Origin of the sequence: Actinospineispora acaciae DSM 45401 (genome assembly GCF_000620785.1) — a bacterium.
Classification (GTDB): Bacteria; Actinomycetota; Actinomycetes; order Mycobacteriales; family Pseudonocardiaceae; genus Pseudonocardia; species Pseudonocardia acaciae.
The window spans coordinates 218,740-240,043 of sequence record NZ_JIAI01000001.1 but is presented as its reverse complement, the minus strand read 5'-3'; the positions used below and the strand labels follow the sequence as shown (position 1 = coordinate 240,043).

General features: G+C 72.9%; 19 protein-coding genes. 5 read left to right on the top strand and 14 right to left on the bottom strand.

Annotation, left to right across the window (positions count from 1 at the left end; genetic code table 11):
* The first annotated feature begins 89 nt into the window (after window positions 1–89).
* Together N912_RS0101205 and N912_RS0101200 are read left to right on the top strand one after the other, a co-directional pair.
* Window positions 90–401 carry a helix-turn-helix transcriptional regulator gene (locus N912_RS0101205; protein ID WP_028920983.1) on the top strand — a complete coding sequence of 104 codons (312 nt, stop codon included), beginning with the start codon at window positions 90–92 and terminating at the stop codon, window positions 399–401.
* Window positions 395–979, top strand: coding sequence for a hypothetical protein (locus N912_RS0101200; RefSeq protein WP_028920982.1), 585 nt, complete (start codon window positions 395–397; stop codon window positions 977–979). The genes N912_RS0101205 and N912_RS0101200 overlap by 7 nt, the downstream gene beginning before the upstream one ends.
* A 252-nt stretch (window positions 980–1,231) precedes the next feature.
* Here the strand turns inward: N912_RS0101200 and N912_RS0101195 are convergent, their stop codons facing one another.
* Window positions 1,232–2,011, bottom strand: a complete 780-nt coding sequence (locus tag N912_RS0101195; protein WP_028920981.1) for a phosphotransferase — start codon at window positions 2,009–2,011, stop codon at window positions 1,232–1,234.
* 89 nt (window positions 2,012–2,100) lie between these two features.
* Between N912_RS0101195 and N912_RS63185 the strand changes: the two genes are divergently transcribed.
* Genes N912_RS63185 through N912_RS59855 form a run of 3 tightly spaced genes read left to right on the top strand, consistent with a single transcriptional unit; the run spans window position 2,101 to window position 5,304 of the window.
* A complete protein-coding gene (locus N912_RS63185; RefSeq protein ID WP_156993098.1) occupies window positions 2,101–2,475 on the top strand; it encodes a hypothetical protein in 375 nt (124 codons plus the stop codon).
* A gap of 55 nt (window positions 2,476–2,530) precedes the next feature.
* Complete coding sequence (locus N912_RS0101185; RefSeq protein WP_037062609.1) at window positions 2,531–3,352, top strand: FHA domain-containing protein; 822 nt, start codon at window positions 2,531–2,533, stop codon at window positions 3,350–3,352.
* Between the two features lie 26 nt (window positions 3,353–3,378).
* Entirely contained in the window at window positions 3,379–5,304 is a 1,926-nt protein-coding gene (locus N912_RS59855; RefSeq protein WP_051579427.1) for a serine/threonine-protein kinase, read from the top strand.
* 2 nt (window positions 5,305–5,306) lie between these two features.
* Here N912_RS59855 and N912_RS48745 read toward each other — a convergent pair whose 3' ends face one another.
* The 13 genes from N912_RS48745 to N912_RS0101115 all read right to left on the bottom strand — a co-directional run bounded on the left by N912_RS48745 (window position 5,307) and on the right by N912_RS0101115 (window position 21,297).
* Complete coding sequence (locus N912_RS48745) at window positions 5,307–7,727, bottom strand: polysaccharide lyase 8 family protein (protein ID WP_084210711.1); 2,421 nt, start codon at window positions 7,725–7,727, stop codon at window positions 5,307–5,309.
* 86 nt (window positions 7,728–7,813) lie between these two features.
* Window positions 7,814–9,490: a (2,3-dihydroxybenzoyl)adenylate synthase gene (locus tag N912_RS0101170; RefSeq protein WP_028920978.1), complete on the bottom strand. Its 1,677-nt coding sequence runs from the start codon at window positions 9,488–9,490 to the stop codon at window positions 7,814–7,816.
* Window positions 9,490–10,995 (bottom strand): FAD-dependent monooxygenase, encoded by a 1,506-nt coding sequence (locus tag N912_RS0101165; protein WP_245645145.1) that lies wholly within the window; start codon window positions 10,993–10,995, stop codon window positions 9,490–9,492. Before N912_RS0101165 ends, N912_RS0101170 begins: the two co-directional genes overlap by 1 nt.
* A 49-nt stretch (window positions 10,996–11,044) precedes the next feature.
* Complete coding sequence (locus tag N912_RS0101160; RefSeq protein WP_028920976.1) at window positions 11,045–11,857, bottom strand: PaaX family transcriptional regulator; 813 nt, start codon at window positions 11,855–11,857, stop codon at window positions 11,045–11,047.
* Window positions 11,858–11,877: 20 nt separating this feature from the next.
* Window positions 11,878–13,371: an FAD-binding oxidoreductase gene (locus tag N912_RS0101155; RefSeq protein WP_028920975.1), complete on the bottom strand. Its 1,494-nt coding sequence runs from the start codon at window positions 13,369–13,371 to the stop codon at window positions 11,878–11,880.
* 20 nt (window positions 13,372–13,391) lie between these two features.
* Window positions 13,392–14,222 (bottom strand): MBL fold metallo-hydrolase, encoded by an 831-nt coding sequence (locus tag N912_RS48740; protein WP_037062607.1) that lies wholly within the window; start codon window positions 14,220–14,222, stop codon window positions 13,392–13,394.
* A complete protein-coding gene (locus N912_RS0101145; RefSeq protein ID WP_028920974.1) occupies window positions 14,219–14,707 on the bottom strand; it encodes a peptidylprolyl isomerase in 489 nt (162 codons plus the stop codon). Before N912_RS0101145 ends, N912_RS48740 begins: the two co-directional genes overlap by 4 nt.
* A 41-nt stretch (window positions 14,708–14,748) precedes the next feature.
* Window positions 14,749–15,912, bottom strand: a complete 1,164-nt coding sequence (locus tag N912_RS0101140; RefSeq protein ID WP_037062606.1) for an NAD(P)/FAD-dependent oxidoreductase — start codon at window positions 15,910–15,912, stop codon at window positions 14,749–14,751.
* Window positions 15,905–16,237 (bottom strand): non-heme iron oxygenase ferredoxin subunit, encoded by a 333-nt coding sequence (locus N912_RS48735; protein ID WP_037062605.1) that lies wholly within the window; start codon window positions 16,235–16,237, stop codon window positions 15,905–15,907. The genes N912_RS0101140 and N912_RS48735 overlap by 8 nt, the downstream gene beginning before the upstream one ends.
* Complete coding sequence (locus N912_RS0101130) at window positions 16,234–17,457, bottom strand: aromatic ring-hydroxylating oxygenase subunit alpha (RefSeq protein ID WP_028920972.1); 1,224 nt, start codon at window positions 17,455–17,457, stop codon at window positions 16,234–16,236. Before N912_RS0101130 ends, N912_RS48735 begins: the two co-directional genes overlap by 4 nt.
* The gene (locus N912_RS61470; protein WP_064745126.1) at window positions 17,454–18,590 is read right to left on the bottom strand and encodes an ABC transporter ATP-binding protein; all 1,137 of its coding nucleotides are present in this window, start codon (window positions 18,588–18,590) and stop codon (window positions 17,454–17,456) included. The genes N912_RS0101130 and N912_RS61470 overlap by 4 nt, the downstream gene beginning before the upstream one ends.
* Entirely contained in the window at window positions 18,590–19,390 is an 801-nt protein-coding gene (locus N912_RS48725) for an ABC transporter ATP-binding protein (RefSeq protein WP_051579903.1), read from the bottom strand. Before N912_RS48725 ends, N912_RS61470 begins: the two co-directional genes overlap by 1 nt.
* Complete coding sequence (locus N912_RS0101115; RefSeq protein ID WP_028920971.1) at window positions 19,387–21,297, bottom strand: ABC transporter permease; 1,911 nt, start codon at window positions 21,295–21,297, stop codon at window positions 19,387–19,389. The genes N912_RS48725 and N912_RS0101115 overlap by 4 nt, the downstream gene beginning before the upstream one ends.
* Between the last annotated feature and the right edge of the window lie 7 nt (window positions 21,298–21,304).

Here is a 21,304-nt window from a genome sequence, read left to right as displayed (position 1 = left end):
AGGGGAAAACGCGGAGCATGCGGATGCATCGCAGCAAGCCAAGGTGGGGCACCGGTTCGCGCTGTTCTCTTACTATCTAGAGTACGGTCATGCGACGGACGAAAGCGCTGGTCAAGGTCGCCCAGGTCATGGCGGCTGAGCCTCATGGCCGCTACTGGGGTTATGAGCTGACCCGCGAGGCCAAGGTGTTGTCGGGGACGCTGTACCCGATCTTGCGCAGCATGCGCGACGAGGGCTGGCTGAACGCATCCTGGGAAAATCCCGAGGAGTCCCGAGGCCGACCGCCCCGGCAGTACTACGAACTCACCGACGAAGGCCGGGCCGCGCTCGGAGCCTTGTTGGCCGCCGCCCGGCGCGAGCGCAGGTTCGCCGACCTGAACTGGGGGCTGGCGGGATGCTGAACGAACTTCTCGACACCCTCGGGCGCGTCTCGTCCTGGTCCGTGCTGTGCGGGCTCATGATCGGGATGGCAAGTCTCGCACTGATCGGGTTCCTGCCGCTGTTCGTCCTGCGGCTCCTCCTGCTGGTCTACCCGCGCGGCGACGAGCAGCGCACTGTCCTGCTCAACGAAATGCTCCGGCTAGAGAAGAAGACCGATCAGATCTACTGGGTCGGCCAGCAGGCGGTGGGCGCGATCTTTGATGGTGTCCCACGTCGCTGGCGAGACAGCCGACAGCGACGACTCGCTCGCCGCGAACGGATTGAACGCGATCAACGAGAGATCAAGCTCATGAATCTCATGAATCGCGCGCTGCACGAAGGGGAAAGCGGTAGGCCGCTCACCATCACCACAGGATCAGGTAAGACACTGTCCGTCGTTGAGTCCATCAAGTATTACGCGCTCTACGGAGAACAAGCCGGGTGGCGCACGTTCGAGACAAAATCAAGCAAGAAACTATCCGAAATTGAGGCCATGTGGGTCCGTCGGATACGCGGCGAATCGGATCCCCTTGAACCGCCTCGCGGACCTTCAGCCTGACCAGGTGTCGCGGTAGTCGAGGGTGGCGGAGAGCCGGGGGCGGGGGCGGCGCGGGCTTGCATGTCGCCGAGCAGCGTCGACCCTTTGGGCAGCGACCGGCCCGCTCTCACCGATCATTCTCACTGTCCGGCAGGGCAGGCGATGCACCCAGCACTGCCGCAGTTAACAACGCCAAGGAAACGGTAGCCACTCCGACATACCGTGGGGCAGGTTGCCAAGACGCGATCTCACCCACGGACCTACGTGCCCGGCCTAGTCGAGCAGGCGGCGCAGCACGCCGTCGAGGCCGGACCTGACCTCGGCGGGCTGCTCGGTGTCCAGGCCGTAGACGACGTGGAACCACGTGCCGAGCCGGTGCCACATCAGGGCGCGGTCACGGACGGCCGGGCTGGGCTCGTACTCCCTGGCGAGGGCGGCCGCGAACTCGGGCGGCGCGCCGTACAGACACCATGCCAGGTCGAGCGCGGGGTCGCCGACGTGCGCGTCGGTGAAGTCGATCACGCCGGTCAGCCGCCCGCGCTCGAACAGGACGTGCTCGGGGCCGAGGTCGCCGTGCACCACGGTGTCGGCCGGCGCCCGGTCCACCGCGGCGAGCAGCGCCCGCGCCGGGGCGAGCGCGCGGTCCGGGAGCAGCGGCAGGACCAGCTCGCGGAACCTGGCCAGCTCGCCGGCGCGGGCGCGCACCGTGTCGGCGGCCGACGGCAGCCTGCGGGCCAGCGCCTCGGCCACGTCGGTCGCGTGCAGCGCCCGCAGGAACGCACCCAGCTCGCGCCCGCCGGCCGGCTCCGGGTGCTCGGTCGGCTCGCCGGGGACCAGCTCGTGGCGGACCACCAACGGATCCGTGCTCACCACGAACGGCCGGGGCACCGCCAGCGGCAACGAAGGCGCCAGCCAGGGCATCAGCCGGGTCTCGACGAGCAGGTGGTGGGCCACCTCCGGACGGCGCGGCCGCCGCTCGATCCAGCCGCCGTCGACCACTGTCGCCTCGCTGTCCCAGCCCTGGACCAGCACGGGCGAGCCGTCAGACACCATGCCGCCAGTCGATCACAACCGACCGTCCGGGGCGACCGGTTTGTGCGCGTTCGGGAGGGCTCCCCCGCCGGGAGAACTAGGAATGCGGCATGCGGACACACCAGCACCCGACGCCCGCGCCGCACGGGACGCCCGCGCCGCACGGATGGCCGCCGGCACCGCCGCGCCCGCCGATCCCGAGGCCCCGGCGCCCACCGCCGCCGCGACCCCCGGCGCCGCCACCGCTGGCCTGGGCGGCGCCGGCCGGGCTGCCGCCGTACGGATGGTCCGCCGACGACCTGCTCGCACCGCCCCGCGGGCGCGCGCTCATCGTCGTGTCCGTCGTCCTCGCCCTGCTGGTGGCGGCCGCGCTGTCGATCGGGTTCATGATCGCCGCGAGCACCGCCGCGCACTCCGGCCGACAATTTTCACAGCCGTTCCCAACCGGGCACTGTTCAGCCACCGCACCGTGCGGGCACCATTGATGGCGGGTACCCAGCGAACCCCAGCCCCGCCATCTGACCGACGAGGATCAGCGCCATGACTCAGGTCGCGGAGGACCGTCCCGGGCGCTCGCCCGTGCAGTTGCTGCCCCCGGAGACCGGCAGCCTAGCCCGGGGCATCCCGGACTGCCCGCCGGGCACGCTGTTCGCGCTGGCCCGCCGGGGCGGCATCAGGGTCGCCCCGACCGCCCGGTTCGACGTCGTGTTCGGGCGCAACGAACCCGAGGTGCACGTGTCGGTCGGCGAGAACGACCCGGCGGTGAGCCGCCGCCACGGGCTGCTGCACTGCGACGGGAGCAGGTGGACGATCCGCAACACCGGCCTGGTCCCGATCCGTTTCCCCGGCTCGCAGCTGCTGCTGTCCGGGCAGGAACAGCCGCTGCCGGCCAGCTACACCCCGCTGTTCATCCGCACCGAACCCGGCCGGGAGCACCTGCTGGAGATCCGGATCGCCTCGGCCCCCACCCGGGGCCCGTGGGCGCGGCCCGACGACGCCACCCGCCAGCCGCCGACCTGGGAGCTCTCCGCCAGGGAGCGTCTGGTGCTGGTCGCGCTCGGGCAGCGCTACCTGCGCCACGAGGCCCATCCGCAGCCCCGGTCGTGGCACCAGGTCGCCGACGAGCTCGCCGAGCTCCAGCCGTCGGCGGGGTGGACGCCGAAGACGGCCGAGCACATCGTGCGCGACGTGCGCACCCGGTTGGCCGGCACCGTCGTCGGGCTGACCCGCGACGAGGTCGGCGAGCCGGTGGGCAACGCGCTGAACCACAACCTGCTGCTGGAGCTGCTCATCAGCACCACGCTGGTGCCCCCAGACCTGCGGCTACTCTCCGCACCCTCGGGACCGGACGGGAACGGCTGACACGCTCGTCTCATGGGGGGACTCGGATGAACGTCGGTGACGAGCTGTTCGGTCGCTACCGGCTGGTGCGGTGGATCGCTCGCGGCGGGATGGGCACGGTCTGGGAGGCCGAGGACCTCGCGCTGGCCCAGCGGGTGGCGCTCAAGCACGTCCGCTTCGGCGAGCTGCCCCCCGAGCAGGTCGAGGAGACCAGGGCGCGGACCCTGCGCGAGGCCAAGATGGCCGCCCAGCTTCGCGGCCACCCGCACGTGGTGGCGGTCTACGACGTGATCGAGTCCGACGGCGACGTCTGGCTGGTGCTGGAGTACCTGCCGTCGGCGAACCTGGCCGACCTGCTGACCGCCGGCCGGCCGGTGAGCCTCGCCGAGATCGCGCGCATCGGCGCCGCCGTGGCCGACGCGCTGGCCGCCGCGCACGCCAGGGGCATCGTCCACCGCGACATCAAGCCGACCAACATCCTCATCGGCAGCGACGGGCGGACCGTCAAGCTCACCGACTTCGGGATCTCGCACGCCCTGGACGAACAGCCGATCACCAGGGTCAACGTCGTCTCCGGCACCCCCAGCTACATGGCCCGCGAGGTCGCCAGGGGCGAGGAGTCCTCCCCCGCCTCGGACGTGTTCTCGCTGGGCGCCACGCTGTACCGGGCGCTCGAGGGCAGCCCGCCGTTCGGCGACGACACCAACCCGAACCGCCTGCTGCTGCGGGTGGCCACCGGCCCGATCAACCCGCCGACCGCGCACACCCCGCTCACCGGCCTGGTCATGCGGCTGCTCGAGTTCGACCCCAGCACCCGCCCGGACGCGGCCACCGCGCGCGACCAGCTGCACGCCTTCGCCACCCGGGTCTCGGCCGCCACCCAGCCGTCCCCTGCCGCCCGCCCCGATCCGGCCGGTCGGTTCGGTGACCCGCGGCCGCCCTGGGCTCCGGTGACCAAGCCCGCGCGCCCGCTGCGCCGGCGCCGGCTGCTCCTCGCCGGCGCGGCCACCGTGGTGGTCCTCGCCGTCGCCGCCGGGCTGGTCGTCACGATGCCCACGCTGTTCGGTCGCGGCGGGAACGGCCCGCTGGTCGGGGTGCCCCCGATGCCGGAGACCGTCGGCGCCATCACGATGAGCGGCGACCCGCGCGCCGCCGACCCCTGCGCGCTCATCGACCCGGCCTGGCTGCGGCAGTTCGGCGAGCCGGCGATCATCGCCAGGAACAGCTACGTGCTGAACTCCTGCCGGGCGATCATCTCCACCCGCGAGGGCGACGTCCTGCTCGACATGACGTTCGGCAGGCCCGTGTCGTCGGTCTCCTCGCTGAAGGGCGAGGCCAGACGCATCGGCAGCCTGACGGTCGTGCACCAGTCCGTCCAGGCCGGGGACTTCAGGCCGTACTGCTCCAACGTCCTCGTGCTGGCCGACCGCACCCAGATCGTCGTGGAGGTCTACGGGCCGAAGGGCTACGCCATGTGCCCGGTCACCGAGGTCGGCACGGCGGTCGCCGTCAACGCCCTGGCCCGCAACGGGATCGTCTACCGCCCCGGCCGGACCGCCGAGTGGCGCATCTCCAGCTACGACGCCTGCGGCATCGTCGATCCCGCCCTCCTGGCCACCGTGCCCGGCCTCGACCCGCAGGTCCGCTACCCCGGCTTCGGCAACTGGTCGTGTACCTGGGGCAAGAACGACAAGGGGCGGACGAAGGCGCACGTGTCCTTCCGGCTCGACGACGCCCGGCCCGGCAGCTACGGCGACGCGACCACGATCGCCGGACGACGGGCCTGGACCAAGCTCGTGCCCGGCGACAACAACCCGCAGAAGTGCATCGCCATCGCCGTCCTCCGCCCGGCCGCGACCGCCACCAGCGCCACCGAGCTGGTCCAGGCCAACGTCGACGGCCCGCTGCCCCCGGCCGAGCTGTGCGCGCGCGCCACCGACCTGACCTCCGCGCTGGTGGCCAAGACGAGCTGACCTCAGCGCAGCGTGACGGTGCGGGTGGCGCCCAGCGAGCCGGCGAGCTTGACGTCGAGCTCCAGCCTGGGGTCGGGGCCGGCCACCGTGACGCCGGGGTCGGCGCGCACCACGCGCAGGCCGGGCTTGTCGATGGTCACGTGCACGGTGTCCAGGGTCCGCGCGGGGTCGGCCACGGCCAGCGTCCAGTCGTCCCCGGTGCGCCCCCACGCCACGGTGCAGGCGCCGGACACGGCCACCTCACCGGCCCGGCCCGGCGCGTGGAACACGGCGGCGAGCACGTCGCGCTCCAACCGCACGGCCTGGGCCTGCGCGGTGTTGGCCAGCACCGTCCACCGCCCGGCCGCCGCCGCGGTCTGCTCGGCGGAGGCGCCCGGCAGCACCGCGTAGGCATAGCTCGCGCCCGCCGGCCTGGCGCCGTGCTCCAGCCGAATCTGCTGGTAGCGGCGGGTGTAGCGGGTCGAGGTGCCGTGCGTGTTGGCCCCGGTGTCGACGTCCAGCCAGCTGCCGGTGCGGTCCTCCCGCAGCACCGTCACGCCGGGCTGGTCCAGCAGCAGGTAGCCGGCCACCCCGGCCAGGTGCAGCCAGCGCGCGCCGGGCAGCGCGGCGGCCCGGCCCGGCTGGGCGGGGGCCGGGCGGCCGTCCACCAGCAGCGCGGCCGTGCCGCCCTCACCCAGGTTGCGGTTCTCCACGATCGTGCGGACCGGCGCCCCGGACAGGTCGGTGATCCCGGCGCCCAGGCAGAGCACCGCGTCCGGGGTGAAGAACCACGACTTCTTCGCCGAGAGCGTGCCGTCCTGGCTGGCGAAGTCCAGCCCGTACGCGCCGTGCCCGTCGTCGAACCGGACACCGCCGGCGAAGGGCCGGGCCGCCGCCGGCGGCGGGTTGCCCACCAGCGGCGGCGGGGGTGCCACCTTCTCCGTGGTGCCGGGCAGCGCGGTGGCGTCCACCGTCGGCCAGTACGCGTCGCTGTAGTGGCCCTGCTGCTCGCCCGGCAGGAACAGGTACAGCACGCCGTCGCCGACGAACCAGCCGCGCAGGTTCTGCCCGTTGATCGCCTCGTACCGGCAGGTCCGCGTCGAGCTCAGGCCCAGCGACGCCGACCAGCCGGCGGTGTGGTGCGCCATCCGGTCCATCTGGGGGAAGGCGCGGTGCTCGGACTCCCCGGCCGTGCCCTGGGGGCGGCCCGCGACGAGCCGCTCGGCCTGCTCCACCTCCGGCACCCCGACCGGCTGCAGGCCGCCGGAGTACCGCGCGAGGTCGTCCACCTTCGAGTAGGGCGCCCAGCTCGGTTCGCCGACCCACGGGGTGACGCGCTCGGCCAGCCGCGAGCGGGCCGGTTCGGGCGCGGACAGCGCCAGCAGCGCGGCGGCGGCGATGAACTGGTGGCCGGCGTCGTGCCCGGTCTCGCCCTGCCGGGAGAGCATCCGGCCGCGCACCGGCTCCATCATCGAGCCGCCGACCAGGAACGGGGCGAACACGTCGGTCACCGCGTCGTAGAACGCCTGCCGCACATCCGGCGCCAGCTCGACCGCGGTGCCCGCCGTGACGTGGGCGAGGCCGGCGGCCGCGGACAGCAGCACCAGCCCGTAGTGGCCCGAGTACGGCACGGTGTCGTGCTGGATGAACGAGCCGTCGGTGCGGAACCCGTCGCCCTCGGTGACCCGGGTGACCAGGCTGGCCGCCCCGGCGCCGGCGGTGTCGGTCACGGCGGCGACCCCGGTTGCCACCCGCGCCGGGTCGCCGGCCAGCGCCCCGGACACCACCGTGATCAGCGCCTTGTCCGCCCGGTTCGCGCCGGTCTCGACCACCTTGCCGCCGCCCGAGACGCGGCGGTTCGGGTCGGCGACGAACCGCAGCACCGGGCGCAGCAGCCGCTCCCGGTCGGCGGGCGGCAGCTTCTCGCCGAGCGCCACGACCGTCTGCAGCAGCCAGTACGGCACGCCGATCTCGTAGACGTACCAGTTGCCGATCTCCTGGGTGTTCTCGTTGTACTGGTGGCGGTACAGCGAGTCCAGCGCGGCCAGCAGGCGTTCGGGCAGGTCTGGCCGGCGGGAGAGGGCCGAACCCGGCGTCGCCCAGTCCACCGCCATGGTGCGCAGCCGGTAGTACATCATCGGAAAGTGCGTGCTGCCCGGCCCGAACGGCAGGTCGGGCCACAGCGAGCCGTCGGTGGGTTTCATGGCGGCGTCGTAGGCCAGGGCCACCTGGTCCAGCGCCGCGAGCGCGCCGGCCCGGGCCGGCGAGTCGCGATGGGTGCCGATCTGCAGCTCGCGGTAGGCGGCCACGATCCGGTCGAGGTCGGCCTTGCCCGGCAGCGGCGCCGGCGCTCCGGCCGGGCTCGGGGCGCAGGCCGGGAAAGCGACGCCGACCAGCGCCGCCAAGGAGCCGTACCGCAACACAGCACGACGGTTGAACATCATCGTTCGCACCCACTTCCGCCCACCGAGGCGGCCCGGCGAAGCCGCGTCGTTGCGCATCACAGCACAGGCCGGTCGGAGCGCGGTCGTTACCCCCGGCGTGCCATGTCGGGCTCGGCGGTGAGGCGGCGGGCGATGTCCGCCCGCAGCGCCTTCTTGTCGATCTTGCCGACCTTGGTGACCGGCAGCTCGTCGACCAGGACCAAGCGCTCGGGCAGCTTGAACCTGGCGACCCCGGCGCGCTCCATGGACGCCCGCACCTCGTCCAGGGTCGGCTCGGCGCCCGGCCGTCCCACCACGTACACGCAGACCCGTTCGCCCAGGTCCGGGTCGGGCATCGCGACGGCGGCCACCTGGGCGACCGAGGGCAGCCGGTAGACCAGGTTCTCCACCTCCTCGGCGGAGATCTTCTCGCCGGCCCTGTTGATCTGGTCCTTGTCCCTGCCCTCGACCAGCAGGTTGCCGTCCCGGGTGCGCCGGCAGATGTCGCCGCTGCGGTACCAGCCGTCCGGGGTGAACGCGCGGGCGTTCTGCTCCGGGGCGCGGTAGTAGCCGCGCGGGGTGTACGGGCCCCGGGTCAGCAGCGAGCCCGCCTCCCCGTCCGGCACGTCCCGGTCCTGCTCGTCGACGAGGCGCACCTCGTCGGCCGGGCACATCGGCCGGCCCTGGGTGGTGCAGATGACCTCCTCCGGGTCGTCCAGCCGGGTGTAGTTGAGCAGGCCCTCGGCCATGCCGAACACCTGCTGCAGCGTCGCGCCGAGCACCGGGCGGACCCGCCAGGCCAGCTCGTCGGGCATCCGGGCGCCGCCCACCTGCAGCACTCGCAGCGTGCGCAGCTGCCCGGCGCCGTGGGCCACCGCGTGCTCCAGCCACCGCGCCGCGACGGCGGGCACCGCGGCGGTGTGCGTGACGCCCTCGGCGGCGATGGTGGCGAACGCGCGCGCCGGCTCCGGCGAGGGCACCAGCACCACCTTTCCGCCGGCCAGCAGCGTGCCGAGGATGCCGGGGCAGGCCAGCGGGAAGTTGTGCCCGGCCGGCAGGTTCACCAGGTAGACGGTGTCCGGGCCGACGCCGGCCACCTCGGCGCTGGCGCGCGCGTTGTACGCGTAGTCGTCGTGGGTGCGGGCGATCAGCTTGGGCAGCCCGGTGGTGCCGCCGGACAGCAGGAACACCGCCACGTCCGCGCCGTGCAGCTCCGTCGGCCCCAGGCCGGGTCCCGGAGCGCCCTGACCTGGAGCGTCCTGACCTGGAGCACACAGCGCGCGCAGGTCGAGGCTGCCCGGCGCGAGCTCGTCGCCGGCCACCAGCACGCGGCGCACCCCCAGCTCGTGCGCGAGCCGCTGGTGGTCGAACCCGGCCAGCGTGTCGGGCACCGCGATGGCGGCCGCCTCGGCGTGCCCGACCAGGTGGGACAGCTCGGTACGCCGGTGCGCGGGCAGCGCCATGACCGGCACGACGCCCGCGCGCAGGCAGGCCAGCGTGAGCACCACGAACTCCCAGCCGTTGGGCAGCTGCACCACCATCCGGTCGCCGGCGGCCAGCCCGAGCCCGCGCAGCCGCGCGGCGGCCGCGGCGGCGCGGTCGGCCAGCTCGGCGTGGTCGAACCGGGTGGCGCCGTCGACCAGCGCGGGCGCGTGCGGGGTGCGGTCGGCGGCCTCGCGCAGCAGGTCGCCGAGCGGGCGGCCGGCCCAGTACCCGGCGGCCAGGTAGCGGCGCGCGAACTCGGCCGGCCACGGGACGGTGCCCTCGGCGATCGGGGCGGGCATCAGCGGGCCACCAGGTCGGCCCGGCCGGACAGCACGGCGGTCACCGCGCGGTCGGTGTCCAGCTCGTGGTCCACCAGCAGGCTCGGTACGCCGTACACCAGTCGGGCCTCCTCGGTCAGCAGCATGCGGTTCAGCGAGGTGCCGCCGTGCACCGCGACCAGCCCTGCCCCGGCGGCGACGGCGCTGGCCAGCAGCTCACGGGCGGCCGGAAGGCCTGCCTCGTCCGAGGGCGCGCGCAGCCGGATGGTGCCCGGCGGCTCGCCGTTGACCAGCCGGCCGGGCAGCTCGTGCCCGTTCACCCGCAGCGGGCTGTCCAGCGGCTCGGCGCCGTGGCGCGCCCGCCACGCCGCGTGGGTGGCCCGCACGAACCCGGGCGCGCGCCGGGCCAGCCGGGCGTCGGTGATGCTGCGGGACAGGAAGTGGAACGCGAACTGCCACGGCTCGAACGCGTCGTGATAGCGCCCGAAGTGCTCCCACCAGCTCAGCGACGGCCGCGCCGAGTCCTGGATCGCGTCCACCGACGGCTGGGCGGCGTCCTGGTAGGCGGCCAGCGCCTCGCCCAGGTCGCCGGGGTGCGCACACAGGGCCGAGGACAGCGCGACCGCGTCCTCCATGGCCATCTTGGTGCCCGAGCCGACCGAGAAGTGCGCGGTGTGCGCGGCGTCGCCGAGCAGCGCCACCGGCCGGGGCTCGCGGGTCCACCAGCGCTCGGTGCGCCGGGTGCGGAAGTTGCCCCACCGGGAGTTGTTCACCAGCAGCCGGCGCCCGTCGATCTGCCCGGCGAACAGCTCCTCCAGGTACGCCTTGGACACCAGGTCCGAACGGCCCGGCGGGGCGTCGTCGTCGAAGCCGTCCAGCCCGGCGGCCCGCCAGGACGCCTCGTCGGTCTCCACGATGAAGGTGCTGACGTCCGCACTGATCGGGTAGCCGTGCACGGCGAACACCCCGTGCGGGCTCCGCTCGTGCACGAACGTCAGCCCGTCGAACATGTAGTCGGTGCCGAACCAGATGAACTTCGCGGCGGCGGTGTGCACGCTGGGCCGCAGCCGCTCGGCCAGCCGCTCCCGGATCCGCGAGCCGGTGCCGTCGGCGGCCACCACCAGGTCGTAGCCGTCCAGGTCGTCCAGCTCGACCTCGTGCTCGAACCGCAGCTCGGCGCCGGCCTCATGCGCCCGGTCCTGGAGCAGCGCGAGCAGGGTGCGCCGGGCGATGGCGGCCATCCCGTTGCCGCCGCAGCGGATCCGCTCCCCCTTCAGCCGCACCTCGATGTCGTCCCAGTGCCGCCCGTGCCGGGCCAACGCCTCGCGCACCACCGGGTCGGCGGCGTGGATGCCGGCCAGGGTGCGGTCGGAGAACACCACGCCGAAGCCGAACGTGTCGTCCGCCCGGTTCCGCTCGAACACCGTCACCGCGAACCCCGGGTCGGCCCGCCGCAGCAGGGTGGCCAGGAACAACCCGCCGGGGCCGCCACCGACCACGGCGATGCGCATCCTCGTCTCGGACATCCGCATCACGCTCCCACGGCGAAACCTACAACGTTCCAGCGTCGGTCGTCTACATTTTGGAACTTCCGTTGTCGCCCAGCAGCCCGCCCACGCAGCTTTCGGCCGGTGCCCGCAACAGCTCGTGGGCCTCCAGGAACACCCGGTGCGCCGCGCCGCCCAACCACCCGTCCGGAAGCAGCTCGGCCGGCAGGTCAGGATCCCGGAACGGGAACTTCCGATAGTCGTAGACCAGCCGCATCCGTTCCACCAGCGCCTCCCGCGCGGGCAGCCCGGCCCGGTACCGGTCCAGCCGGGGCCGGTAGGTGGCCAGCAGCGCCGCGTAGTCCCGGTTGAGCCCGTCCAGGTCCCAGGCCCGGGCCGCCACGTCCCGGTCCTCCGCCCGCCCCTCGGACCGGGACCGGAACACGTCCAGCCGGATCGGCGGCAGCTCGGCGAGATCGGCGCGCAGCCGCTCCACGCGGTCGTGCGGGCTCAGCCAGACCGACGGCGCCAGCGGCCCGAAGCCGTGCCAGGACAGCTTCTTGCGCAGCCGCTCCCGCAGCCCCCGCTCGCTCTCCGGCACCGAGTAGAGCACCACGTGCCAGCGCCCGTCCCACGGCCCGTCGACCCGGTCGAAGATCCGCGAGCGGCCCTGGTCCAGCAGCCGCCAGGTCGCGTCGGTGAGCAGGTAGCTGGTCTCCCGCCCGTCCCGCCTGCTCTCCAGCCACCCCTCCGCGCGCAGCCGGGTGGCCAGCACCCGCACCGTGCTCGCCGGCACCTCGAAGCAGTCCATCAGCGCGATCAGCCCGCGCAGCCGGACCTCCCCGCCCCGGTACCGCAGGTAGTCCCCGAACAGGTCGAAGACCAGCGCGCGCGCCTTCACCCGCCGGATCGTCGCACAGTTCAGCCGATGCCGTACCGGCCCGGCGACAGCACACCGAGGGGGTCGAGGACGCGCTTGAGGTCGTGCAGGACCGACCGGAAGGTCGCGTCTCGGTGGCCCATCTCGCTGGCCTGCATGTCGGCAGGTACCCGGCCGCACGGGTAGCCCGCCTCGGCGTAGGCGGACCGAAACTCCGTGCAGGCGGTCGCGACGTCGCGGCATTCCTCGGGATCCGAGGGATCGAACATGATGCTGTGCAGGCCGCGCGAGGCCCGGCCGGCGAAGATGTAGTCGATGCAGGTGTCGATCCGGTGCCGGGCGAGGATGTCCCGCGAGAGGCGCTGGTGCTGTCGTGCCACCGAGCCGATCATCGGGGTGGACGGCGTCAGGGACACCAGGCCACCGCCGCGCCAGTTCAGCATCTTCGTCTCCTCGGCGGTGGGGCGGCCGCCGTAGGTGTCGATGTGGATCTTCAGCCCGGGGTCCTCCCAGGCCTCCTCGTGCGCGACGTACCGCGCCTTTCCGGTCGCCTCGAACAGCGAGCGGACCGTGGCGAGCCGGGGCTCGACATCGTCCCGCGAGGCTCCGTAGAGCGCCCCGCTGACGATCCAGGCGCCGACGCCGTACTCGCCGTGCAACTGCTTGCGGGTGTCGTCGCTGATCGGCCGCTCGCCGGGGTAGGGGATCCGCGAGGCCAGCGAGTAGAGGTCACCGGTCGCCTTGATGGCGGTCGGGACCGTCCCGTTCAGCCGAAGGTCACGCACGATCTCCACGATCTCGGCGATGTCGTCGTCCTCGGGATAGACGAAGAAGAACGACCTGATCACCGGTGGCCTCGGCTGCAGCCAGATGCCCATCCGCGTCACGATCCCGTAGTTGGACTGCAGGAACAGGCCGTCGAGGAACGGGCCGAGGCCGTACTTCGCCAGGTGCCAGGTGCGGGAGTCGGGCACCGCCCCGTCCGAGGTCCGCAACAGCCGGCCGTCCCCGAGCACGACCTCCAGGCCGCAGGAGTTGCCGAAGTGGTCGGCGGCCGGGGTGTAGCCGCCGCCCTTGTCCAGGGTGTTGCCCAGCGGGCCGCCCGCCGGCGGGCCCGACGTGGTGTCGCACATCAGGTGGTCGCCCTGCTCGACGAGGAAGTCGGCCAGCGCCTGGTAGGTGACGCCCGGTTCGACGACGACGTACCGCAGCGTCTCGTCGAACTCCAGGATCCGGTTCATCCGGTGTCCCAGGTCCAGCACCACGTTGCCCGGCCGCGCCGCGACGGTGCCGCCGAGGCCGAGGTTCTGGCCGGTGCTGATCGGATGCAGGGTGACGCCGTACTCGTTGGCCAGCCGCACCACCGCCCGCACCTCGTCGGTCGAACCGGGCCGCACCACCGCCGCCGGTGGCACCGGGCCGGCGGGCAGCTCGCTGGCCCCGTAGCCGTCCCGAGCCCGCCGCGAGTCGTCCACCCACCTCGGGCCGACCGCCTCGCCGGCCGCCCGCAGGAATCCGTTCAGCCCGTCGTCCACCTCGTGCTCCCTCCTGGCGTTCACAGCTCGGCGAGATCGGACCCGACGATGATCTCGCCGTCGAAATGGCGGCCGGCCGCCTCGATCCATTCCGCGTCCGGCGCTCCCGTGGCGGGGATCAGATGGCTGAGCACCAGCGTGGACACCCCGGCCATGGCCGCGATCGCCCCGGCCTGTTCGGCGGTGGTGTGGATCCGCTCGAACGCCTCGGTCACGCGGGTCGGGTCGGCCCCGCCCGCCGCGACGACGGCGAGCAGCCGTTCCGGCAGGTACGCCTCGTGCACCAGGACGTCCGCCCGGGCGGCAAGATCGACGACGCTGTCGCACGGGGCGGTGTCGCCCGAGATCACCACGGTCCGCCCGGGCGTCTCGAACCGGTAGGCCAGCGAGTGCAGTCCGGGGGCGTGCGCGACGGTCGCGGCGGTGACGGTCAGGTCGCCGTCCCGGTGCACCACTCCCCCGCGCGTCTCGCGGACGTCGAGCAGCCCACCCAGGCCGGCCCGCCCGTAGGACTCGCGCTCGGCGATGTCGTCGGCGTGCATCGCGAGGTGGTGCTCGACGAACGACGCCAGCGGCGGCGGCCCGGCCACCACGACGGAGCCGAGGTGGTGGGTCGACCAGGCCAGGGTGACCAGGTTCCCCAGGTCGGCGCTGTGGTCGATGTGGTGGTGGGTCAGGAAGACGGCCGCGAGCGAGTCCAGGCCCAGCCCGGCGGCCAGCAGCCGGTAGGCGACCCCGTTCCCGGCGTCCACCACGTAGCAGCGGCCGTCCACCACGATGGCCTGCGCGGGCGCGCCGCGATCGGGCGAGGGCATCGGGCCACCGGCCGTGCCGAGCAGCATCAGCCTCATCGCGCCTCCCCCGTGCGCACGTCCACGATCGTCACCGGCTCACGGTCGCCGGGCCTGAGCGACCCGATCGACTCGACCACCTTCCGGCTCGGCTCGTCGAGCAGCTCGCCGAGCAGCGCGTGCTGGCCGTTCATCCACGGCGTCGGCCGGGTGGTGATGAAGAACCGGCAGAACTCCTCGGTCCGTGCCAAGCCGACCAGGAACGGCGCGTCGAAGCCTCGGCCGGGGCGGTCGGGCGGCCCGACGGGAGGAGCCAGGAAATCCGCGGCCGCCGCCGGCAGCCCGGTGTGGGTCACGAACCCGGCGGCCACCCGGTACAGCCGGACCCCGTTGTACAGCCGGCGGGTGCCGTCCGAGGCGGCCACCCGGCTGGAGTTCGGCACCGTCCCGGTGGCGATCTCGGTGAACCGCCGGACCGTGCGCGGAGCCTTGTCGCCGAACAGCGTGATGACGATGTCTCCCCCGGTCGTGCCGACCAGCGCCATGCCACTCACCGGGCCACTCACCGGGCCACTCACCGGGCCACTCACCGGGCCGCCCCCGGCAGCGTGCGGCGCAGCCGCCGGAACCGGCGCCCGGCGTCCAGCGCCGCCACCGCGACCAGGGTGTCGCCCCGCCGCATCTCCAGCACGGCACCGCCGTTCTCGTCGTCCACCAGCGTCGCCCGGTCGGCCAGGGTGGGTTCGCCGGCGACATCGAGGTGGTGGTCGTAGAAGTCGGACCAGAAGTAGTGGTCCGAGCCCGGCGGCGGTGTCATGTCCCCGACGATGGTCCGCGCGACGATCTCCGCCTGCTCGGCCGCGGCGAACCAGTGCTCGCTGCGCCGGTCTCCGTCGGCCGCCCGGACGTTCGCCACGTCACCGCAGGCGAGCACCTCGGGCACCGTCGTGCGGTGGTGGGCGTCCACCAGGACGCCGTCGTCCAGCGCCAGCCCGCAGCCGTGCAGCCAGTCCACCCGGGGCCGCGCGCCCACCGCGACCAGCAGATGGTCACCGCGCACCGCGCCGCCGCCGGCGAGCCCGACCCGGACGGCGTCACGGTCGGCCCCGACCGACGTGACCCCTCGCCCGGTGACCATCTCGACGCCCCGCTCCCGGTGGATGCGCCGCAGCCGGCCGGCGAGCTCGGCGCCCAGGATCCGGGCGAACGGGAGCTCGACGGCGTCCACGACGGTGACCGCTCGGTCGAGCAGCCGGGCGGACGCGGCGACCTCGGCGCCGATGAACCCGCCGCCGACGATGACCAGGTGGCCTCCGGCGTCGAGCGCCTTGCGCAGCGCGACCGCGTCGGACAGGGATCGCAGGGTACGGATCCGAGGGTCGTCCGGTACCCCGGGCAGCTGGCCGGCCCGGGCTCCGCAGGCGAGCACCACGCGGTCGCCGACCAGGGCGCGCCCGTCCGAGAGCACCACCCGCCGGCCGCGCGGGTCCAGCCGTTCGGCGCGCACCCCGAGCACCAGGTCGAGCCCGAGGCCCGCGAGCACGTGCTCGGGAACCAGCCGAGGGTCGACCTCCCCGGGCGGGCGCAGCAGCACCTCCTTGGACAGCTTGGGCCTGTCGTACGGCGGCTCGACCTCGTCGCCGACCAGCGTGATCCGGCCGTCGAAGCCACGTTCGCGCAGCCCCTCGCACACCCGCAGCCCCGCGACGCCGGCACCGACCACCGTCACCGAGGAGACGGCGCTAGCCATCGGCCGGGACCGGCGCGAGCAGCACGACCTCGTCGCCCTCGACCGCCACCGGATAGCTGCCGATCGCCAGGAAGCACGGTCGCCCGGTCGCCTCGCCGGTGCGCACGTCGAACTCCCCGCCGTGGAACGGGCAGATGACCGTGTGGTCCTCCAGGTCGCCCTCGGACAGCGACGCCTGGCCGTGCGAGCAGGTGTCGTCGGTGCAGTAGACCTCCGCCCCCACCCGGTACACCGCCAGCGGCGGGAAGCCGGGCACCTCGGCCCGGACGATCGGGTACTCCTCGTCGAAGTCGGCGAGCTTGCACAACACCGGGCGGTCGCTCACACGCCCCTCCCCAGCGCCTGGTTGACCGCGTAGTGGCTGTGCCGACAGGCGATCTCTGGGTCGGAGAAACGGAACTCGCGCAACGCCCCGGAGGCGATCGACCGGTGGATCGTCTCGGCCAGCTCCATGTCCTCCCGCCAGGCGTCCCTGATCAGGATGTAGGTCTGCTCCTGGCTGATCAGCTCGCTGGGCCTGGTGGCGGGCATGACATAGAGGAAGCCCTCCCACCGGGTCCGTCCCGGCGCGATCGGCCAGAACTGATGGCCGAAGAAGAAGCCGTCCGACGGGTCGATCAGTGTGTTCGGGAAGACCCCGTTCACGTCGAACGCCCAGTTCGCGATCCCGGCGGGGTTGGCGCCGGTCATCCCGACACCGGCCCCGAACGTGGTGCCGATCTCGGCGGACAGCTGCTCGACGGGGGTCGGCTGGTACTCGGTGTTGATGGCGAAGGAGATCCGGCGGTTCAACCCGTTGATGGTGAAGTCGGACGGGCGGCTGTTGGGGTTCAGCCGGCCGTTGAACACCTCCGGGAACGTCCCGGTGTGCACCACCGCGACGTGGTACCCCTCCTGGAACTGGTCCTGGAACACCCGCCAGTTGACGTCCAGCGTGCTCGACCACCGCCCGCCGCAGGTCATCCTGTCGAACGGGTAGTCCCGGTACTCGGTGGCGAACCCGTCCAGCTGCTCGGCCAGCGTCCGCTCCGGGCTCTCCGCCAGGTTCACGAAGATGAACCCGTTCCAGACCTCGCAGTGCACGGTGAACAGGCCGTTCTCCGCGAGCTCCAGGTCGAAGAACTGCTCCCTGTCCGGCACCCCGCGCAGCCGGCCGTCCAGGCCGTAGGTCCAGCCGTGGAACGGACAGTTGAGCACCTTGGCGTTCCCGCAACCGGAGACCACCTTGCTGCCCCGGTGCCGGCAGATGTTGCGCAGCGCGTGCACGGTGCCCCGGCGGTCCCGCGTGATGATCAGTGAGCTGGACCGGACCTCGATGTTGGTCTCGAAGTAGTCGCCCGGCCCGGGGATCTGTGAGACGTGCCCGACCATCAGCCAGTACGCACCGAAGATGCCCCGGCGTTCCTCGTCGAAGGCCTCCTCGGACAGGTATCCGCTCACGTCGACCGGTCCGGTGCCCAGGAACGGGTACCTGTCGTTCCACGGGGTCGCGGGGCCGGTCAGGTCGATGCCGGGGTCGGTCCGGGTGTCGTTGTCCACGGTCATGCCTGTGCCTCCTCGGCCGTGTCCGGGGCGAGCGTGTACCCGACGGGGGTGTCGTGGATGACCAGCCGCTCCCGGGGGTAGTCGCACACCACGTCGGGCGAGCGCATCACCTCGACGGCCGGGGCGATCTCCATGAGCATCCGGGCCAGGTCCAGCAGCCGCACGGCGTGGGCCGGCATCGCGGACAGTGGGTACCTGTCGACGTACGCCGCGATCGCCTGCACCCTGGGCAACACGACGTTGTAGAACGCATCCAGCTCCTCGATCGTCGACGAGGTCCGCTTGTCGTTGCGCATCCGCTGGGTGGGCAGCGCCCAGTCCTCGGCGTACTCCTCGAGGTCGGCGAACCCCGGCGGCAGCGAGAGGGCCGATGTGCTCATGTCGTCACGCTCCTTCCCGTGTGTGGTGTGTTCGTCGGAGCCGATGCCCAGCAGCGCCTTGGCCCGCACCGGGTCCCGGCGGAACTCCGCCACCGAGGACTCGTGCACGACGGCGCCCTTCTCCAGCACGCAGATCCGGCTCGCGGCGCCGAAGGCGGTACGCAGGTCCTGCTCGACCAGCAACGCCGACAGTCCGGTGGCGCTCAAGGCGGTCAGCGTGTCCGCGATGTGGGCGGTGACCGTCGGCGCCAGGCCGTCCGAGGGTTCGTCCATCAGGATCAGCCGGGGGTTCCCCAGCAGCGCCCGCCCGATCGCGAGCATCTGCTGCTCGCCCCCGGACAGCTGGTCGCCGCGGTTGCCGGCGCGCTCCTTCAGGCGAGGGAGCAGGTCGTAGACCTTGTCGACGGTCCACCGCTCGACGCCCGGCCACTGCCGGCGCCGCACCGAGATGCGCAGGCACTCCTCGACGGTGAGGTCCGGGAAGATCCGCCTGCCCTGCGGCACCAGCCCGACGCCCGCGCCGGCGATCTTCTCGACGGGCAGCCGGTCGATCCGCGTCCCGCCCAGCACGATCTCGCCGGCGGACGGCCGGATGAACCCCATGATCGTGCTGATCAGCGTGGTCTTCCCGACCCCGTTGCGGCCGAGCAGCGCGACGACCTCGCCCCGGTTCACGGTGAGCTCGGCCCCGTTGAGCACGGTGGACCCGTCATAGCCCGAGGACACGTCCCGGACCTGCAGCAAGGGTTCCATCAGGCGGCTCCGGCGCGGCTGGTCGACGGCTCGGTGAACAGGTCCTCGCCGGCGCCGTCGCCCAGGTAGGCGGCCTGCACGTCCCGCCGCTGCCGGATCTCCTCGGGCCGGCCGTCCGCGAGCAGCGAGCCCAGGTGCAGCACCGTGAGGTGGGTGGCGAGCCGGAAGACGACGTTCATGTCGTGCTCCACGATCAGGATCGTCATGTCCTCGGGCAGCGACCCGATCAACGCGACGAACCGGTCGCTCTCCGAGGGCGACATCCCCGCGGTGGGCTCGTCCAGCAGGAGCAGCCGAGGCCGGGTGGCCAGCGCGAGCGCGACCTCCAGCTGGCGGCGTTCACCGTGCGAGAGGCTGTGCACCGGGGTGTCCCGCCGGCGGTCCAGGCCGACGGCCCGCAGCTGCTCGCCGACCGCCGTGTCGATGTCGGCGAACCGGTCGGCGGGGCGCGCGAGCCGGGCGCTCAGGCCGAGCCGGCGCTGGACCGCGAGCGCGACGTTGTCGGCCGCGGTCCCGGACGCGAACAGGCTGGAGTGCTGGAAGGTGGCGGTGAGCCCCCGGGCCACCCGCGCGTGCCTGGGCAGCCGCGTGATGTCCTCGCCGAGGAACGAGATGGCGCCCGCCGTCACCGGCAGCGAGCCGGCCACCATGGCGAACAGCGTCGACTTGCCCGCCCCGTTGGGACCGATCAGGGCGTGCCGGGCGCCGGCCCGCACGGCCAGCGAGACGCCGGCGTTGGCGGTGATGGCGCCGTAGCGTTTGGTCAGCCCGTGGAGCTCCAGGACGGGTGCCGCGCTCACGCCGGCACCTCCACCCTCGGCCGGGCAGGGGCCGACGGGCTCGGCCCGCGCCGGCGCAGCCGGTCCGCCAGCGAGGCGCACCCGCCCGGCAGCACGTAGACCAGGGCCACGAAGGTGAGCCCGAGCAGCAGCTGGGAGTAGCCCTGCAGCTGGTTCGCCAGCACGCTGTTCACGTAGACCACCACCGCCGCGCCCAGGAAACCGCCCCAGACCGATCCGGCGCCACCGATGACCACCGCGATCAGCAGGTAGGTCATCGTGTTGAAACCGAGCAGCTCCGGTGACGCGAACGGGAACTGCACCACCGCCAGCGACCCGGCCATCCCGGCGATCCCGGCGGCCAGGACGAAGGCGCCGTAGCGGTAGCGCATGACCGGGTAGCCGAGCGCGGCCATCCGGTCCTCGTTGTCGCGCAGGCCGCGCAGCGCCCGGCCGAACGGCGAGACCGAGATCCGCCAGACCGCGAGGAACAGCACCGCCGCGATGACGACGACGTACCAGTAGCTGACGACCACGGGCGGCAGGCCGTCGAGCAACCCGAGGTCGGGAACGTCGATGGGGGTGCCGACCAACCCGTTGGTCGCCCCGGTGAGCCCGCCGCCGTTCGCCGCGACCTCCTCGAAGAGCTGCCCGATCGCCAGCGTGATCATGACGAAGTAGACGGCACGGCTGCGCACGGCTATCCAGCCCGTGGCGGCGGCCGCGGCGGCGGCGCCGAGCCCGGCGAACAGCAGCAGCGGCAGCGCCTTGTCCGTCAGCTCGGCCCCGAGCTTCACCGAGAGGTACGCGCCGACCCCGTAGAACGCGGCGTGGCCGAGCGAGCCCATGCCACCCAGGCCGACCAGCAGGTCCAGGCTGACCGCCAGCAGGCCGAAGCTGATGATCTCGCTGGCCCGCAGCAGGGCGAACGTGGAACCGATGAACGGGAACAGCAGCAGGGCCACCGCCACCGCCACCAGCGCGGCGCCGCCCGCGCGACCGTGACCGCCGCTCCACGGCAGGTTCAACCGAGCCTTCGAGGTCGGCTCGGTGCGCATCTCGCTGACCGGCACGCCGAAGATCCCCCTCGGCCGCACGGCGAGGACGACCAGCATCAGCCCGAACAGCAGGTACGGCGACACCACGGGGCCGAGCAGGGTCCCCACCGACTGCACCTCGCCCACCAGCAGGGCGCCCACCGCGGCGCCGCGAATGGAGCCGAGCCCGCCGATCACCACCACCGCCAGCGCCTGGAGCAACACCTGGTTGTCGACGCCGGGGGCGGTCGCGAAGAACGGAAAGCTGATCGCCCCGGCGAACCCCGCGAGCGCGGCGCCTGCGGCGAACGTGACGTAGGTGATGCGGCGGGCGTTGATCCCCATCGCCCGCACCATGCCCCGATCCGACACGGTCGAGCGGACCAGCGCGCCCAGCTTGGTTCGCTCGATGACCACGTACGTCCCGACCGCGATGCACAGGCCGACCACGATCAGGCCCAGGTTGTACACCGGGTAGGACCCGCCGGGGAGCGAGACGCTGCCGCTCCAGGCGGCCGGTGGGTAGATCGTGTTGGTGTACTTGCCGAAGGTCTCCTGCAGCGTGAACGCCACCAGCAGGGCGATCCCCAGCGTGAGCAGGGCCTGGTCGAAGAACCCCCGGCCGAGCAGCGGTTCGATCAACCGCATGAGCAGCGTTCCGAGCAGGGCCGTCAACGCCGTGGCGGCCACGACCGCGAGCAGGAAGCGACCCACCGTGCCGTTCTCGAGCTGGCTGCTGGTCAGCCCGTAGGTGACGTACGAACCTATGAGGAACAGCGCCCCGTGAGCCAGGTTCACGATTCGCATCAGGCCGAAAATCAGCGAGAACCCGACCGCCAGGCTGAACAGGAGCCCGGCCAGCGCCAGGCCGTTCAGAAAGGTGATGAACATTTCACCG